This is a genomic window from Anabaena sp. PCC 7108 (genome assembly GCF_000332135.1).
GTDB lineage: Bacteria > Cyanobacteriota > Cyanobacteriia > Cyanobacteriales > Nostocaceae > Anabaena.
The window spans coordinates 3,217,894-3,235,111 of sequence record NZ_KB235896.1; the positions used below are offsets into that span (position 1 = coordinate 3,217,894).

The window sequence follows — 17,218 nt, forward strand, 5'->3', positions numbered from 1 at the left end:
ATTCACGTTGATCTACAAGTAAGAAACTACTGAAATTATGGAAGATATGATCTCTCAATCTCAAGCGCAGGAGAAATTACGACTAGCAAAGCGGCGCTCATTTAATCCACAACAACAGGAGTGGGTTAAAACTAGCTTTCTCAATGGTGATTCATCATTACCTTTGATTGTTTCACCCGCAATGGATGGAGTGAATTTAACCAATTGGGCCAGCCAGCATCAGAATTGGATGGAATCTTCTCTATCCCAGTACGGCGGTCTGCTGTTTCGGGGCTTTCGGATTGATAATATGGATGAATTTGTCCAGTTTATTCAAGCCACATCCCAAGGTGAATTGCTGGAGTATACCTATCGTTCAACGCCGAGAACTCAACTGCAAGACAAGGTATATACTTCCACAGAATACCCGGCAGATCAATTCATTTCCATGCACAATGAAAATGCTTACTCCACGAGTTGGCCGATGAAAATCTGGTTTTGTTGTCTTCAACCTGCGTCGCAAGGAGGCGAAACCCTGGTTGCTGACAGTCGCAAAGTTTTTCAGAGAATCGATCCAGCCGTGCGGCAAAAGTTTGCCGAAAAAAAGGTGATGTATATCCGTAACTATGGTGATGTTGACCTTTCCTGGGAGGAGGTGTTTCAAACCGGCGATCGCTCTGATGTCGAAGCCTACTGCCGGCAAGCTGGCATTGAGTTGGAGTGGAACGGTGAAAAACTCAGAACTCGTCAAGTTTGTCAAGCGATCGCCTCCCATCCGAAAACAGGCGATCGTGTGTGGTTCAATGTGGCTCATATTTTTCATATCTCTAACCTCGCCGAGGATCTACAAAAATCGCTCTTATCGCTGTTTCAACCAGAGGATATGCCACGTCATGCCTGCTACGGAGATGGTTCCCCAATGGAAGTTTCAGCACTAAATCAGATTCGAGCCGCCTATGAAGCTGAAACGATCGCAATTAAGTGGCAGAAGGGAGATATTTTGATGTTGGACAATATGTTAGTCGCTCATGGACGTAAGCCATTTACTGGCGCGAGGCAGGTAGTTGTCGGTATGGCCGAACCTTATTCTTAGCTCTTGAACAATGGTTTTTGCAGGATTGGGTAATACTTGACTAATTTACGGTAATTTAGCCGCAAGAATTCGGCAATTTCTCTAACCATCTACCTCTCATACCAATTCTGTATGAGTATGCGCTGAAATATATGGGGAACATTCGCGTAGCGTGCGCGCAGCGCATACCGCAAAGGACGCAAAGAAAGAAAGAAAGAAAGAAAAATTTAGCGCAACTTTACACAGAAATGGTATCAGAATCAATAGAGTTAACCACCCATTTCAAATCTCGAACAATCTGACACTGTATTCATTTTGAATTTTGAATTTTGAATTTTGAATTTTGAATTTTGAATTTTGAATTCCGCCTTGCAGTACTAGCGATAACAAATTAACTCTGGAAAACAAATAGGAATAAAAATGGTTCAGCAAACTCAGAATAACTTCCGTACTTCACCCCAACAACAACGTTTATGGCGATTACAAAATGGACAGTGGCAATCCACTTATCAAGCTTTAGGCGTTGTTTCTATTGTCGGGGATCTCGATATCAATCTACTGGAGTTATCCATCAAAGAGGTAGCCGAACGACATGAAATTCTCCGCACTATTCTCCGGTGTTTTCCAGGAATGGATTTGCCACTCCAAGTCATCGAAAGTAGTCGAGTCCGGCTGCAATATGCTGATTTAAAACCGAACGATCCTCAAGATGGGGATGAGAACTTCAACACCGAAGTGCAGGCATTTATCTCCCAAAAGCTGGATTTTGAGCAGGACTCTCCCTTGCAAACCCGGCTGTTGAGAAAATCTTTCCGGGAGCATCTCCTTCTGGTGAGTTTACCTGCTCTTTGTGCCGATCGCGTGGCAATTGAGAAGTTCGTTCAGGAAGTGGGTGCTGAGTATGGAAGACAACTGCACAATGGCGATCTGCCGGCAGATCCTTGGCAATATGCCGATTTATCGGAATGGCTGCATGATTTACTAGAATCGGATGATACAGAATATGGTAGAGAATATTGGCGTAAGTTAGCCGTTCCCTCGCTCAATCCTGGACGATTAGCTTTTGAGCAGGGTTCGTTACCTTCAGAGGAGTTTACAACCGATACTGTCACCCTCACCTTGAGGGCTGAGACAATTGAGCAGATTGACTCCGTTCTATACAAGTACAAAACAACCTGTTCTGTGTTCCTCCTAACCTGTTGGGAAGTTTTGCTGTGGTGGCTGACAGGACAAGCGGATCTAGTAATTGGCGTGGCTGATGACGGCAGAAAATATGAAGAATTGCAAGATGCGATCGGTCTTCTGACAAAGTATCTGCCTTTGTGCAGCAAACTTGATGACACTGTTCAGTTTTCCGAACACCTTGTCAACGTTGGTAAAGTAGCCCAAGAATTGCATAAATGGCAAGAATACTTTAGCTGGGAACAAGTTTTCGCGATTGAGGCAGATAGGTCTACTTTGTTGAGTTACCCCTATTGCTTTGATTTTTCTGAATTAGCGTTGCCGATCAAGGTTGACAATGCCATCTTTTCAATTGAGCAATCTGATAGCTGTATTGAGCGAGCTAAGGTGAGGTTGTCTTGCACCCAAACCTCTCAAGCTTTGGTGCTGAAGTTTCACTATGACACTAGCTTATATCAAGAAGACACCATCAAATTATTGGCGAGTCAGTACCAGGCATTTGTTGAATGGGTTGTCCACCGCCCGGAAAGCTGCATCGGGGATATTGTATTTCTGGGTCAGACTGAACGGCAGAAGTTGCTTAAGGATCTCAACAACACTCAGACAGACTATCCCCAGGATCGATGCGTTCACCAACTGTTTGAAGCTCAAGTGCATAGCACACCAAATCACATTGCTGTAGCTTTTGGAAATCAATTTCTCACATATCAAGAACTGAATGCTCAAGCTAACCAGCTTGCTCACTATCTGCAAACTCAGGGAGTCCAACCAGAAACCCTAGTTGCCATTTGCCTAGAACGCTCCCTGAAGCTCGTAGTTGGCATTTTAGGGATTCTCAAGGCGGGGGCTGCTTATATACCCCTCGATCCAGTCTATCCCCAGCAACGGTTAGCAGATATGCTCGAAGACTCCCAGACTCTCTTGCTGCTGACACAGCATTCCTTAGCGCCGAGTTTTGCGGAGTTTGGAGGGAAAATTCTGTGTCTGGACAGGGATTGGGAAAGTGCGATCGCTCATCAGACCACAAACAATCTACCCAGCAAAGTTAAACCTGAGAACTTGGCTTACACAATCTATACTTCGGGATCGACAGGTAAACCCAAGGGTGTGATGATTGCCCATCGCAATTTGGTCAATTATCTCAGCTGGTGTATGCAAGCATATCCCATCGCTCAGGGATGTGGTTCGCCGGTTCATTCATCGATTAGCTTCGATGCTACCATCACCAGCTTTTTTACACCGCTTTTGTGTGGCAAGAAAGTGGTTTTGCTACCCGAAAACCAAGAAATCGAAGCTTTGAAAGAAATATTGTGTGCTGAACGAGACTTTAGTCTTGTGAAAATTACCCCAGCTCACTTAGATTTATTGAATCAATTATTGCCAGAAGATGAAATTGCTGCCCAAACCCAATCCTTTGTGATTGGTGGGGAAGCTTTGTTGGGTAAGAGTTTACGCTCATGGCGACAATATGCGCCGACTACCCGAATCGTGAATGAATATGGGCCGAGTGAAACGGTGGTAGGTTGTTGCATCTACGAGGTTTCCGAGCAAACTGATTTGGCTGGCGTGGTACCGATTGGTCGCCCCATCGCTAACACCCAAATTTACATTCTGGATGCAGCCCTAAATCTAGTTCCTACAGGAATTCCTGGGGAAATCTACATTGGCGGGGCGGGTGTCGGGAGAGGATACCGTAATCGTCCCGATCTGACAGCCGATAAATTTATTCCAGATCCTTTTAGTGAAGTTCCTGGGTCGCGACTGTACCGCAGTGGGGACTTAGGTCGTTATCTTCCTAGTGGCGATCTAGAGTTTCTCGGACGCATCGATCACCAAGTCAAAATCCGCAGTTTCCGGATTGAACTGGGCGAAATTGAGGCAGTTCTGAGCCAACACCCAGCCGTCCAAGAGGGGGTGGTGACGGTGCGAGAGGAAAAGAGCGATCGCTACCTTGTCGCTTACGTTGTGGCCAAGGCAGAGTCTAATAACTTAGTAGACCAGATCGATGCCTGGGCTGACCAACATATTTGCCGGTGGCAAACTATCTATAAGGACACTTACGGTCAATCGCCCACCCATTCAGATTTAACCTTTAACATTTCCGGTTGGAACAGTAGCTACACTGGTTCTCTCCTTGCAGATATAGAGATGGAAGAGTGGGTTGATCGGACTGTTGACCGCATTCGATTACTCCAACCCAAACAGGTTCTAGAAATTGGCTGCGGTACTGGATTACTCCTGTCTCGCATTGCTCCCCAGTGTCTGCGCTATGACGGTGCTGACTTTTCTCCAGAAGCCATGCACTATCTTCAGTTGCTCAAAACCACAAAATCAGAACTTGCCCACGTTAACTTGTTGAATAGAACGGCGGATGATTTCAGTGGATTTGAGCCATCTTTATTCGATACTGTGATTATCAACTCGGTAATTCAATATTTTCCGAATATTGATTATTTGGTCAAGGTTTTACAGCAAGCTGTAGCAGTTGTTCAACCTGGAGGACATATTTTCATTGGAGATGTCAGGAGTTTACCTTTGCTTGAGGCTTATCATGCCTCAGTCCAGTTAGAACAAGCTGCTGAGGATCTTTCGCGGGAGCTACTGCAACAACGGGTACGGCGACGGTTATTGGAAGAAGAAGAGTTGGTAATCGATCCGGAATTCTTTTTGGCTCTACAGCAGCACTTACCCCAGATCGGTGCGGTGCAAATCCAACTGAAACAAGGTCGTTTCCACAATGAACTCACCCGTTTCCGGTATGATGTTGTACTTCAGGTGGGGACTCAGTGGCGATCGCCAGCACCCATACAGTGGTTAGACTGGTCGCCATTGCAAATGACTCCAGAGCAAGTGTCTCAACAGTTAGCGGCACAGCAACCTGAGAGTTTAGGCATCAGGGGAGTTGTTAATGCGCGAATACAAGCTGACCTGGAACTTTTAGAGTGGTTAACGAGCGCTCCAGCAGAAGCTATTGTTGGCGATCGCGATCAATTCTCTGCCATCCAGTATCAAGGTATCGATCCAGACCTGTGGTGGGAATGTGTGCAGGATCTGCCCTACGCGGTGACTGTAACTTGGTCGGCAACAAAATTAGGCTGTTATGACGTTTTATTCCGTTATCAAAAATCCCAGACAACGGATATCCCCTTAGAGACCATCGGAACTGTCACCCACAGTAAACCTTGGGAGTTTTATGCCAATAATCCACTTCAGAATAAACTGACACAATACCTAGCGCCGCAGTTGAGCCAGTTTGTCAAAGATCGGCTACCAGACTACATGGTTCCCAGAACGTTTATTTTGCTCTCATCCCTACCCCTTACCACTAACGGCAAAGTTGATCGGCGGGCTTTGCCTGTTCCCAGCTTATCTCGCGATCACACGGCAACCTATATTGCCCCGCAAACTGATTCAGAAGCATTGCTGGCTAACCTTTGGGCGGAGATTTTGGGAGTCGAGCAAGTTGGTCTTGAGGATAATTTCTTTGGGCTTGGCGGACATTCTCTGCTCGCAACTCAACTGATCTCGCGGATTCGGGATATCTTTGCGGTTGAAATGCCTGTTCGTTCTCTGTTTGAAGCGCCCACTGTAGCAAGTCTGCATCAAAAAATTGAACTGGCACGGCACCAGAATGCTAATATTTCTATCTCTCCCATTCCATCTGCTGAGTACAACAGCGCAGCGCCTCTGTCTTTTCCTCAACAACGGCTTTGGTTTCTGTCTCAGATCGAAGGCGCGAATGCCACCTACAATATGCCAGCAGCCGTGCGAATCACGGGCTATTTGAATATCGATGCTCTCAATCAGAGTTTGCAGGAAATTGTGCAGCGTCATGGCACGTTACGGACAACGTTCAAGCTGATGAATGGAACACCTGTGCAAGTGCTGGCTGAACAGATGGAACCCAGCTTAATAATTATTGACCTCCAGAGTCTGCCAGCAAAGGAGCAAGCTACTCAGGTAGAACAGTGGATAGCAGAAGAGGCGCAATCTCCCTTCGATTTGGAAAATGGCCCCCTGTTCCGTGCCAAATTGCTGTGCCTGCATCCCCAGGAGCATATTTTCCTGTTAACAATGCACCACATCATTTCCGATGGTTGGTCAATCGGGATCTTGATTCGGGAAATGACCGTCCTTTACAAAACTTTTTCTCAGCAATCTGACTCGCCTTTATCTCCCTTGCCGATTCAGTACATTGACTTTACTCAGTGGCAGCGTCAGTTGCTACAAGGAGAAGTTTTAGAGCGACTGCTAAGTTACTGGCAGCAACAGTTAACAGGTATCCCCGCTTTGCTGAATCTGCCAACGGATTACCCCCATCCGCCTGTACAAACTTTTCGGGGCGATCGCATCAGGTTTGAACTGTCGCCAGAGTTGACCCGCCGCTTAAGAGAACTGAGCCAACAAAGGCAGACAACGCTGTTTATGACGCTTTTGGCAGCTTTTAGCACATTATTATTTCGCTATAGCGAGCAGGAAGACATTGTGATTGGTTCGCCGATAGCTAATCGGACTCGCAGCGAAACAGAAGCTTTAATTGGCTTTTTTGTCAATACTTTAGTCTTGCGGACTCAGCCCTCTGGCAAGCTCTCCTTTTTAGAACTACTCGCACAAACAAAGACAGTCTGTTTAGATGCCTACGCGTACCAGGATATTCCCTTTGAACGTTTGGTTGAGGAGCTTAAACCAGAGCGGAGCTTGAGTCATAATCCGCTGTTTCAGGTGATGTTTGCCCTGCAAAACGCACCCGTGTTGGATAACTTGGATTTACCCAATCTGATTCTGACTCCTCTGCAATCTGAAAATGTCACCTCCATGTTTGATTTGTCTCTCCTGTTGGAGGAAACCAAATCGCAAATTGTTGGCGCTTGGGAGTACAGTCGAGATTTGTTTGAATCCGAGACGATTTCTCGAATGGTTGGGCATTTCCAAATCCTCTTAGAGGCAATTGTCATCGACCCCCACCAACAATTAGCAGAGTTGCCGATGCTCAGTGAGGTGGAACGCCAGCAATTGCTTGTAGCGTGGAATCATACCCAAAGCGACTATTCCGAAACACAATCGATTCATCAGTTGTTTGAAACCCAGGTTGAGCGAACACCCGATGCGATCGCACTCAGTTTTGAAGGAACGCAAATTTCCTATAGTGAACTCAATCGACGCAGCAACCAACTAGCGCACTACTTGCAAACACTGGGCGTTGACTCAGAGAGTTTAGTGGGAATCTGTATGGAGCGATCGCCCGAATTGGTAATCGGGCTACTGGCGATTCTCAAGTCTGGGGGGGCTTATGTACCAATCGATCCGAACTATCCCCAAGAACGTCAAACCTCGATTTTGAATGAAGCTCAGGTCAAAGTTGTGCTAAAGAGCTTATGTCAAGTGCCAGAGATCCCGAAATCAGGAATTCAGGTGGTTGACCTTGATCGCGCTCAAACTGAAATTGCCAGTCTTGCCAGTACCAATTTAGCCCAGCCCCTAACTAATCACCATTTAGCTTATGTCTTGTATACGTCAGGTTCCACCGGTTTACCCAAGGGAGTGGCAATTGAACATCGTAGTGTCGTAGCCTTTCTGCATTGGGCAAAAACAGTGTTCCCACCCAACCAACTGGATGGAGTCTTAGCCTCCACTTCCATTTGTTTTGATTTATCAATCTTCGAGTTATTTTTACCCCTAGTTTGCGGCGGTCAGGTAATCTTAGTGGAGAATGTACTCAAGTTAGCCACATTACCTGCAACAGAGACGGTGACTCTGGTAAACACAGTTCCCTCGGCAATGACAGAATTGCTCAACATTAACGGTATCCCCGATTCCGTGCGGGTGATCAATTTGGCAGGTGAGCCGCTCTCGGCACAACTTGTACAACGCCTTTATCAGAGAGATTCTATTGCAGAGGTCTACAACTTGTATGGACCTTCGGAGGACACCACCTACTCCACGATGGCGCTGATGCCCAGAGATGGTGAGCGATCGCCTACTATTGGCAGGCCAATCGCCAATACGCAAGCTTACGTCCTCGATCCATTCTTACAGCCCGTGCCTATTGGTGTCCCTGGTGAACTCTATCTTGGCGGTGCTGGTTTAGCCAGGGGATACCTTCACCGTCCAGAATTGACTGCCGCAGGATTTATTCCCCATCCCTTTAGTGATATTTCTGGGACACGGTTGTATAAAACAGGAGATTTAGTGCGCTATCGAGGCAATGGTGAATTGGAATATCTAGGTCGTCGCGATTACCTAGTGAAAATTCGGGGATTTCGGATTGAATTGGGAGAAATAGAGGCAGTATTGCGGCAAAATAGTCTGGTGCGAGAGACGGTTGTCGTTGTTTCTTCAGACAATCCCTCTGGAGAGAAGCAGATTGTTGCTTACGTTGTTCCCCAATCGTCAACGCCCTCTCTCACCTATGACTTACGAAATTTTCTGCAAGAAAAATTGCCCAGCTATATGATACCTGCAACCTTGATTTTGCTAGAGACATTTCCTCTGACCCCAAATGGCAAGATTGATCGGAAAGCGCTGCCAAAACCTAGCCTGAATTATACAGTGCGTGGAGACAAGAACTATGTTCCACCGCGATCGCCTCTGGAGTTACAACTTGTACACATCTGGGAGAGTGTGCTGGGTTTGGAGCCTGTGAGCGTGCAGGATAATTTCTTTGAAATCGGGGGGCATTCCTTACTTGCTGTGCGGTTGATGGCGGCAATACAGCAGCATTTTGGCTACGAACTGCCTCTATCGAGTTTATTTGTGGCACCGACTATTGAGCAACTGGCTCAACTACTGTCTGCTCAAACTGAAACCTCAATCGAGTCTGCGATCGTCAAAATCCAGCCGCTGGGTTCCAATCCCCCCTACTTCTGTGTTCCAGGTGTGGGTGGCAATGTACTCTACTTGTCCGATTTGGCTCGCCACCTAGATCCTTTGCAGCCATTCTATGGCTTTCAAGCTCAGGGGCTGTACGGGAAGCTCGATCCCCACACCAGCATTGAGGAAATGGCGCATAGTTACATTGAAGCGTTATGTCAAGTGCAACCCCAAGGTCCTTACTGGCTGGGAGGGCATTCCTTTGGGGGATGGGTGGCCTTCGAGATGGCACAACAACTCCAGCAACGTGGGCAGCCAGTAGCAATCCTCACAATTTTCGATGCTGTTGCTCCTAGTGCCGACAATTCTATGCTAGGCCATGACTGGAATGATGCTCAGTGGTTGTTTGAGATGACTCAATTTTTAGAAGATAGCTATGGCAAGGAGTTAAGAGTATCCTATGATCACCTGCTTGCCCATAATTTGGAGACGCAAATCACCTATGTCATGCAGCGATTAAAAGAGGCTGATCTGCTGCCTGCGATCGCGGGAGCGGAGCAGATAGAACGACTATTAAGGGTGTTCAAAGCCAACTCTCAAATGCGCTATCTGCCTCAAACTCTTCACGGAACGCAGATTCACCTGTTCAGAGTTGATGAGAACTCACTGGAAAATGGTGATGGAGATAGTGCAAGCAAGAGTCGTCAAAATCCAACTTTAGGCTGGGAGAAACTCACAGATATCCCTGTTGTGGTTCATCCTGTTCCAGGAACTCATACATCAATGATGGCGTTTCCCCATGTTCAGATATTGGCTAAATCTCTCCAATCTGTTTTAAAACAGTCTCAGATGAATATAACTTGAGAGCAGAGCCGAAATTATGTATTGGTCAAAACAAAATTATGAATTTATCTGAGAGCGATCAGGCGAGTAATCACGATCTTCATTGGCGATTTTTTCGTTTAGCAATTGTCAATATTATCTCCAACATCATGATTCCCCTCGCTGGGCTAGTTGATGTCGCATTTTTAGGTCATTTGCCAGATATTCGACATTTTGCAGGTGTAGCTTTAGGAGGGATTTTATTCAACTATCTTTATTCGACTTTTGGGTTTTTGCGTATGAGTACTACGGGACTCACAGCCCAAGCAGTAGGGCGCTCAGATTCAGAAAGTTTGTTGCTCATCCTCTTGCGTAATACTCTGCTTGCACTCGTCTGTGGGATCGTCATTCTCTTGCTGCAAAAACCTCTGTGCCAGCTAGGCTTTGCGCTCCTAACGGCTACTCCTGATGTAGAGTCGGCTGGACGTGCCTACTATGATGCGCGAATCTTAGCCGCGCCCGCCGCCCTAATTAACTTTGTCCTGCTTGGTTGGTTTCTTGGGCGCGAGGAAAGCGGTAAGGTTCTCTTGCTGTCAGCGATTAACAACGGCGCAAATGTTGTTCTGGATTACCTATTTATTATTGATTGGGGCTGGGAAAGTGCAGGTGCGGGTTTAGCCACAGCCGCAAGCCAATACTTAACTCTGCTGATCGGAATTGTTTTTGTCTGCTTAACGGGTTTGCTGAAGTTTGTGCCTGACATTGGGGCCAAGATATTAGATAAAGAAGCACTTTTAGCAACGTTTAATCTGAATAGGGATCTCTTAATTCGGAACTTAACGTTCATTACAGTTTTCTCCCTGCTTACCGAACTGAGTTCAATATTTGGCACTCTGGAACTATCAGTGAATGTGTTGATTTTACGGGTAGTGACATTGGCTAGCTATTGTATTGATGGTTTCACTTTCGCAACGGAAAGTTTGACCGGGATCTTTTTTGGTGAAAAAGCTTATAAAGATTTGAATTCTGTACTGCGACTTGCTTTGGGAACTGGGCTAGTAGCTAGCTTATTGTTTGCCGTCTGTTTTATAGTGTTTCCAGATACGTTGTTTGGAATTCTGACAAATCATACAGAAGTGACGGATCTAGCCCATAAGTATGTGTTGTGGTTGCTACCAGTTTTGGGATTTTCTGCCATTGCTTTAGTGTTCGATGGATATTTTCTGGGTTTAGCGAAGGGGGATATTTTACGGAACAGTGCTTTGCTCTCTGCGATCATTGGGTTTCTCCCCATCGCCTTGATGGCTTGGAAGTTTCACGATAGCCAATTTCTATGGCTTGGGGTTGTTTGTTTTATGGCTGCACGCTCAATTATAGCGGGGCTGCAAATACCTCAACTTCTGGAAGAATTTGCTGCCTCTGGGGCGGCGGATCAACAAGTTGTCATTGTGGAGTGAGAAGACTGATGAGGAAGTATTTTACCGGTAAAGGCAGAGGGCAGGAGGCAGGAGGCAGAAGGAATGTCTCCTCTGCCCACGACTGAAAGGAGTAAGGGTATGAAGCCCCTCCCAAATCGAAAATTTGGGAGCTTCCGATTGGGAGGGGTCACAATCCCTTTCCAATTGGTTCCTTCTGCCCTCTGCCCTCTGCCTCCTGCCTTCTTGAATCAAAATATGACGATCCTGGGTACGGTTACTCAAAAGGAGCCGAGAGCAGGTATTTTTACAATTCTTTGTCGCAGTGAAGAAGAGTATCTCATTCATGTTTCTCCTGTTACCCATTTTCAGGTTTTACCGCATCTTGATAGTTGCGATCGCGCCTACTTTCCGATCCCCGGTAATGTCTACAGTAGTTCCGAAGCCACCCTGATTCAACGCTATATTTTTCTAGATAGATTAATTTATGTGCAAGGAATTTGGCAGGAACATCAAGGACAGAGTTGCTTTGAAGCTATTACCATTGTTTTACTGCAAGATATACAGGGGAATTTCCTTTTTGAAACCAATAATTGGTGGTTGAGCCAGACAACCTGTTTAGCAGACTCATGGCTGCAAAACCAACTTAGCCAGCAGCAAATAGATAATATTGCCATTAGTGGTAATTCTATCAACATCATTGGGCTACAAAATGATCAAAGTTTGCAGTCCTGTGCCTGGGTGTCGAGGTTAATCTATGGACTTTCTTCCAGTTATCTCTTGACGGGAAAGGATCGCTATCGCTTGGCGGCAAAAAACTGGATTGCATATCAACGAGAATATTTTCAAACTATCAGCCATGATCGTCAATCTTGCTTTTGGGCGTTTGGTAAGCGAGGTCGAGATTCGATTCTGGTTTCAGAGGTTAGTGAAGACCATCTTGGAATTCCCCTTGCCGAACAAATTTGCGTCCTAGCGGGGTTGAGCCAATACTACCGCATTTCTCAAGATCCGGCAGTGTTTGAGGACATTCACCGCGCGATCGCTACGTTTAATCAGTTATTTAAGGATACAAGTAGCGAGCAGGGTTATTTCTCCCACATTGACTACGCCACGCTGTCCTGCGATCAAAACCGCCTGGGACAAAATAAGTTAAGGAAAAACTGGCACTCTAATGGCGAGCATATACCCGCGTATCTGATCGACCTGATTCTGGCCTTGGACTCGATGCCGACCCCAGCAAATGAAACTATTGGTGAACTTTATCACACCTGTATGGAGAATTTGGAGGCGATCGTTGAACTGTTGGTTAAGCGTTTTCCCGATCAGGACACTGAGGTTCCTTACATCAACGAGCGTTTTTACTATAATTGGATTCCCGATCGCAGTTGGGCATGGCAACAAAACCGTGCCATTATTGGTAACAATCTCCGAATGGCTTGGACGCTTTGCCGTGTTGCCAACTACTATCTCACAGTTGTCGCTCAATCAAAGCAAGCGGGAAAAGCTGAGATGGCGCAACGGTTCTCACAAAAGGCTGAACGGTTAATGAATCTAGCAGAGTCTTTGGCTGTGAAAATGATTCCCAAAGGGCTGGATTTACTGCGTGGTGGTGTATTCGATCTAGTTGAACGCGAACCAAAAAACGGGCAACCTATTGAATTTGCTGGCAGCTATACCAAAGACGCTTGGCAGCAGGAGCAAGGTATTTTGGCGTACTTGATGTTATACGGTAGTACAGGAAAATTTCTTTATCTTGACATTGCTCGTGAATTGTCCGCATTTTGGCATTTATTTTGTGTGTCTCATCACCCTAAAGGTATTTTCTTCCGAGTTGAAGCGGACGGACGACCTACTGGAATTTTAGGCACCATCGATATTGGGTCTCCGGCTCGTTATCCCCTGTGGGAAATTAACTATTTAGGGCATATTTACACGCAACTCTACTCTGGGGTTAAAGGTCAAGGGGGCTTCTGTCTTTATTTCAAGCCAGACCTCGATTTGACGCTCAACTCGATTAATGTTTTACCAGATTTTGTCAGACCTGGAATTCTTGAGATTAAGGCTTATTCTATCAATGGTATGCGGAAAATTCCGGAAAATCCTCGCAATTTTCAAATTGATCTCAGTCAGGAACCATCGGGTTGTGAGTTAGTAGTTGAGTTTCAAACTGTAAGGTAAAAATCAATGAAGCAGAGGCTTTTGGGTAAAAAAATTGGGATTGTTGTGGAAAGTGAATTTCTAGCCGATGAAATAGAAGCTTACCGCGATCGCTTTACCGAACAGGGTGCGGAAGTTTGCTTTATGTCTCGCATCTGGAATCCACAAGGTGTACAAGCTTACTATAGCAATTCTCTGGAACCGGAAAATCGTCCTCAAGCATTAACAGTTAGGATTGATTTTCGGCGCGAAAATCCAGAAGACTATGCGGCTTTAATTATGGCATCTAGCTATGCCAGTGTGAGACTTCGCTATGTTGATAAGATGCCCATTAGCCAGATGACTCCTACCCTGGCTCGGAAAGCGCCAGCTTGCGAATTTTTTGCGCGCTCAATGATGAATCCGCAGATTGTCAAAGGGTTTCTTTGTCAAGGATTGTGGATTTTGACACCATATCCAGAACTATTAAAGGGGCGTTCAGTTATTTGTCACCAGGTTGTTTTAGCAGATGTGATCAATACGGGTGCTGTATTGTGTACTAATGAAGATGGTGTTGTTGTAGACAAGGATATAGTTACTGGATACTCTAAAGAAGAAGTAATGCTATTTATCGATCACATCATAGAGCAAATTGAGAAGATAGCTATCTAGTGGCAGAAGTGTTGAATGTGTAAGGATTCAGGTCTAAATTTGAGGGATTAAATCCGGACTCTGCACATTAGGATTAACCATAGCTTTAATGGCTTGATAGCGAAGCGCTCCGTAGGAATCAAAAAACTCAATGACAGAACGTCCTTGACGACGACAAGATTGGGGTGCAAATGAATCTTTAAATATTCCTGAAAATATTGGACATGAATAATATAAATTTAAATTCGTTGGTAGGGTACGTCAGATTTTTAATTTATCTTTTTTTACTAAGTTATTTGTCTAACACACCCTACTATTTAGGCTAAAAAAACAACCCACCAAAAGTTATCCTACATAACCAAATCACCAAACTTCAAAAATTCACAACTATCTCAAAATCAGACATAACCAGACTTTTACTACTTGGAGTTATCCACAAACAATGTTATTATAGAACATAATAAATTACATTTAGTCTAAAAATTAAACTCTCATAATTCCCCAACCAAAAAACCTCCCAAAAAACCTTAAATTAACACACCTTTCCACCAACATTACCAAGTTCGGAGTAATCCCAAGAGTGCATTTGACGGAAAGGTAAGCCCATCTTTTGGAAGACATACTTCTCTTTCACACCAGAAGCAACTAAATCTGGCTTCAATGCTTTGATGAATTCTTCAAATTCGTAAGCGGTAACGTCGTCATAAACGATAGTTCCGTTTTCGATGTAGTTGGTAGTACGTTTATAGTCGTCATTATGAGCGAACTCATAACCTGTACCAATCATCTTCATTCCTAAATCTTGGAAAGCAGGAACAACGTGACGGGGACGTAGACCACCAACCATCATTGCAACAGTCTTACCTTCCAAACGGGGGCGATACTTAGAAACAATCGCATCCATTGTGGGTTGGTACTTAGCAATTACTTTCTCAGCATTTGCTTGGATCTTCGCGTCAAACTTGGAAGCAATTTCACGTAAGGAAGCTGCAATCTTGGTAGGTCCGAAGAAGTTATATTCTAACCAGGGAATATAAATTACTAGTTGATAAACCCCTTGTACAGCAAGGGTTCTGACTTCCCGAAAAATTCATATCTTAAATCTGGCTTAAATCTGGCTTTCACTCTCTCCAAAACCGCCTTTTTTACAAGGGATTCATTCAATGCGTCGTGGCTTAATCTTCTCTAAATATTATTATATTTGTATCAACAGGCTACAAAAAATACAAATAAGTAAATATACGTGATGTACGGTATGTTTATTATATTAATATGTAGCTATATATTGCTGGTTTTATTTTATGACAACATCTCAAGCGATCACAAGTTTGGCAGAAATTCCTACCTATAATTGGAAAGCATTTTTAGTAGATGGAAAAGCCCGAAGCCACCAAAGATTTAATTAATAAATCTTAATTTTTTATTCCAGCAAGATTTCTTGCTGGAAATTTATGCTATAAAAGTAGTGTTAGTATGTCTCTTAATCAATTGGTTGCGGGTTCGATTCCCTCCTCACCCACTAACTTACAGCACTTTAAAATATTAGCTTTGACTAAATCTTGACTAAAACAAGAGATTATCCCCTCAATAAAAGCTGATATAGCAAGCAATGCCTTAGCCATCTTTTGAATAATTTATTAAATTCCTGAATGGGGATGAGTGAAAATACTCCTCCCCTTTTGCATTTTTATTGCCACTCAATCACTAATATCGTAGTATTGCTATATAGCAATAAAAGAACTTAACTATATAACCTATGCCGAAATCGACACTAGCCGAAGTATTTGGACAAGGTGCTACCCAAACAGCTACTTCCTGGACAATTCAAAAAGCGGATTTCCCTACCTTGGAAGCATCGGCTACAAATTCCGGCTCCGCACTTTTAGCCGCGATTCTAATAGAAAATAATGGGAAACTAACCAAAGCCGCATTTGACGCGGACGTGGAAAAAAGCATCTACATAGAAGATGGGTTCTCGAATTTCATCCCCAGGGGTGAAACAAGTATTCAGTATCGTGTAGACCAAATAGTGACCAATCTTGCACAAGTAGATTCCGGCTCTACACTTGACCCTGATAATTACTAATATGACGATTCAAGAAATTGTTTTAAGCTCCAATATAGTAGTCAGTCTACTGCCTTCCAGCTACGGTAATAAAGTAAAAATATCACCAGATATTATCCCTTACTCTAAGGAAGGTTATACGATAATCGATGAAAGAAGAGACTTGATAAAATTAACAGCAATCAATTACATTCAATCATTAGAAGAGGTTCCATACCCTGAAATACCAGTAACTGCTTCTGATAGTGAAAAGTCATTGATTTTATTAAATTTACAATGGCTTTCACCAAGGATGCACCTTAATACTTGGATTGATAATACTCTTGTAGATGTTTTGTCGTTACTAACCCCTAAGCCATACCCTTATTCAAATATTGAATTAAGAGATTTCAGCTTCTACGATGAAATTATTTATGCAAGTATTACTGACGTTGGATATGGCTATCTTACTGCTGATGATTCAATTGTTATTATTGGTGAATTCATCCGTCATATTTGGATTGAAAAAGAAGAGAATCTGACCGTTGCTTTTAACAATATTTCTACTTCTTTGCAATCAATAGCAACTGCTATTAGTGAATTACAATTAAATATAACCGTGCCAGATGGAACTGGAGGTGGCAACGGTGATACAGGTGGCGGTGATAGTGGTAGCGATGAAAATAACAATACAGGAGATGATGATTTTATGCCTTTATCAATTAAGACCTCGGATTACACAATCACATCTAACGGTGAACGAATTGCTTGTTTCACCGAGAACGGAGACTTTACTATAACTTTACCTGCCAACCCAGCACGCGGCTGGGAAGTAGAAATAATCTTCTTAGCGGGGGGTAACGGATACAATATTCCTGTTGATCTTAACGGGAAAAATCTATTAAGACTAGATGAGGGAGGAGGCTACAGTTTAGACATAGAGTCCATAAAACTTACCAATGAAAACAGAGGTGGCAAGCTCATTTATTCCGATCCTAACTGGGAATTTTATCCTAATAGTAGTACTAGCAATGGTGTCGATATTAATCTTAGTTTTAGTATTACTCTAGTGCCATAATTACAACCAACAGATAAGGTTGATAA

Annotated in this window: 7 protein-coding genes and 1 pseudogene; 7 read left to right on the top strand and 1 reads right to left on the bottom strand. The window is 44.1% G+C overall.

From position 1 onward, the window contains the following. Window positions 1-37 precede the first annotated feature (37 nt). The 5 genes from ANA7108_RS0115200 (at window position 38) to ANA7108_RS27430 (ending at window position 14,091) form a co-directional block, all read left to right on the top strand. Complete coding sequence (locus tag ANA7108_RS0115200) at window positions 38-1,072, top strand: TauD/TfdA family dioxygenase (protein ID WP_016951655.1); 1,035 nt, start codon at window positions 38-40, stop codon at window positions 1,070-1,072. 399 nt (window positions 1,073-1,471) lie between these two features. After that, window positions 1,472-9,907, top strand: a complete 8,436-nt coding sequence (locus tag ANA7108_RS27425) for an amino acid adenylation domain-containing protein (protein WP_016951656.1) — start codon at window positions 1,472-1,474, stop codon at window positions 9,905-9,907. Between the two features lie 38 nt (window positions 9,908-9,945). Then, window positions 9,946-11,322 carry a guanitoxin biosynthesis MATE family efflux transporter GntT gene (gntT, locus tag ANA7108_RS0115210; protein ID WP_016951657.1) on the top strand — a complete coding sequence of 459 codons (1,377 nt, stop codon included), beginning with the start codon at window positions 9,946-9,948 and terminating at the stop codon, window positions 11,320-11,322. Window positions 11,323-11,538: 216 nt separating this feature from the next. Further along, window positions 11,539-13,461, top strand: coding sequence for a hypothetical protein (locus ANA7108_RS0115215; RefSeq protein ID WP_042491086.1), 1,923 nt, complete (start codon window positions 11,539-11,541; stop codon window positions 13,459-13,461). A gap of 6 nt (window positions 13,462-13,467) precedes the next feature. After that, window positions 13,468-14,091, top strand: coding sequence for a DJ-1/PfpI family protein (locus ANA7108_RS27430; protein WP_016951659.1), 624 nt, complete (start codon window positions 13,468-13,470; stop codon window positions 14,089-14,091). A gap of 511 nt (window positions 14,092-14,602) precedes the next feature. Here ANA7108_RS27430 and ANA7108_RS0115225 read toward each other — a convergent pair. Further along, window positions 14,603-15,103: pseudogene (locus tag ANA7108_RS0115225) on the bottom strand (nitrogenase component 1); the annotation flags it as partial. Window positions 15,104-15,826: 723 nt separating this feature from the next. Between ANA7108_RS0115225 and ANA7108_RS0115240 the strand changes: the two are divergent. After that, window positions 15,827-16,156, top strand: coding sequence for a hypothetical protein (locus tag ANA7108_RS0115240; RefSeq protein WP_016951663.1), 330 nt, complete (start codon window positions 15,827-15,829; stop codon window positions 16,154-16,156). 1 nt (window position 16,157) lies between these two features. Further along, window positions 16,158-17,192 (top strand): hypothetical protein, encoded by a 1,035-nt coding sequence (locus ANA7108_RS0115245; RefSeq protein ID WP_016951664.1) that lies wholly within the window; start codon window positions 16,158-16,160, stop codon window positions 17,190-17,192. Window positions 17,193-17,218: the final 26 nt, after the last annotated feature.

Excerpts from the sequence above, each read along its gene's own strand:
- gntT (WP_016951657.1), top strand. The coding sequence starts at position 9,946 with ATGAATTTATCTGAGAGCGATCAGGCGAGTAATCACGATCTTCATTGG.
- ANA7108_RS27425 (WP_016951656.1), top strand. The coding sequence starts at position 1,472 with ATGGTTCAGCAAACTCAGAATAACTTCCGTACTTCACCCCAACAACAA.
- ANA7108_RS0115240 (WP_016951663.1), top strand. The coding sequence starts at position 15,827 with ATGCCGAAATCGACACTAGCCGAAGTATTTGGACAAGGTGCTACCCAA.
- ANA7108_RS27430 (WP_016951659.1), top strand. The coding sequence starts at position 13,468 with ATGAAGCAGAGGCTTTTGGGTAAAAAAATTGGGATTGTTGTGGAAAGT.
- ANA7108_RS0115215 (WP_042491086.1), top strand. The coding sequence starts at position 11,539 with ATGACGATCCTGGGTACGGTTACTCAAAAGGAGCCGAGAGCAGGTATT.
- ANA7108_RS0115200 (WP_016951655.1), top strand. The coding sequence starts at position 38 with ATGGAAGATATGATCTCTCAATCTCAAGCGCAGGAGAAATTACGACTA.
- ANA7108_RS0115245 (WP_016951664.1), top strand. The coding sequence starts at position 16,158 with ATGACGATTCAAGAAATTGTTTTAAGCTCCAATATAGTAGTCAGTCTA.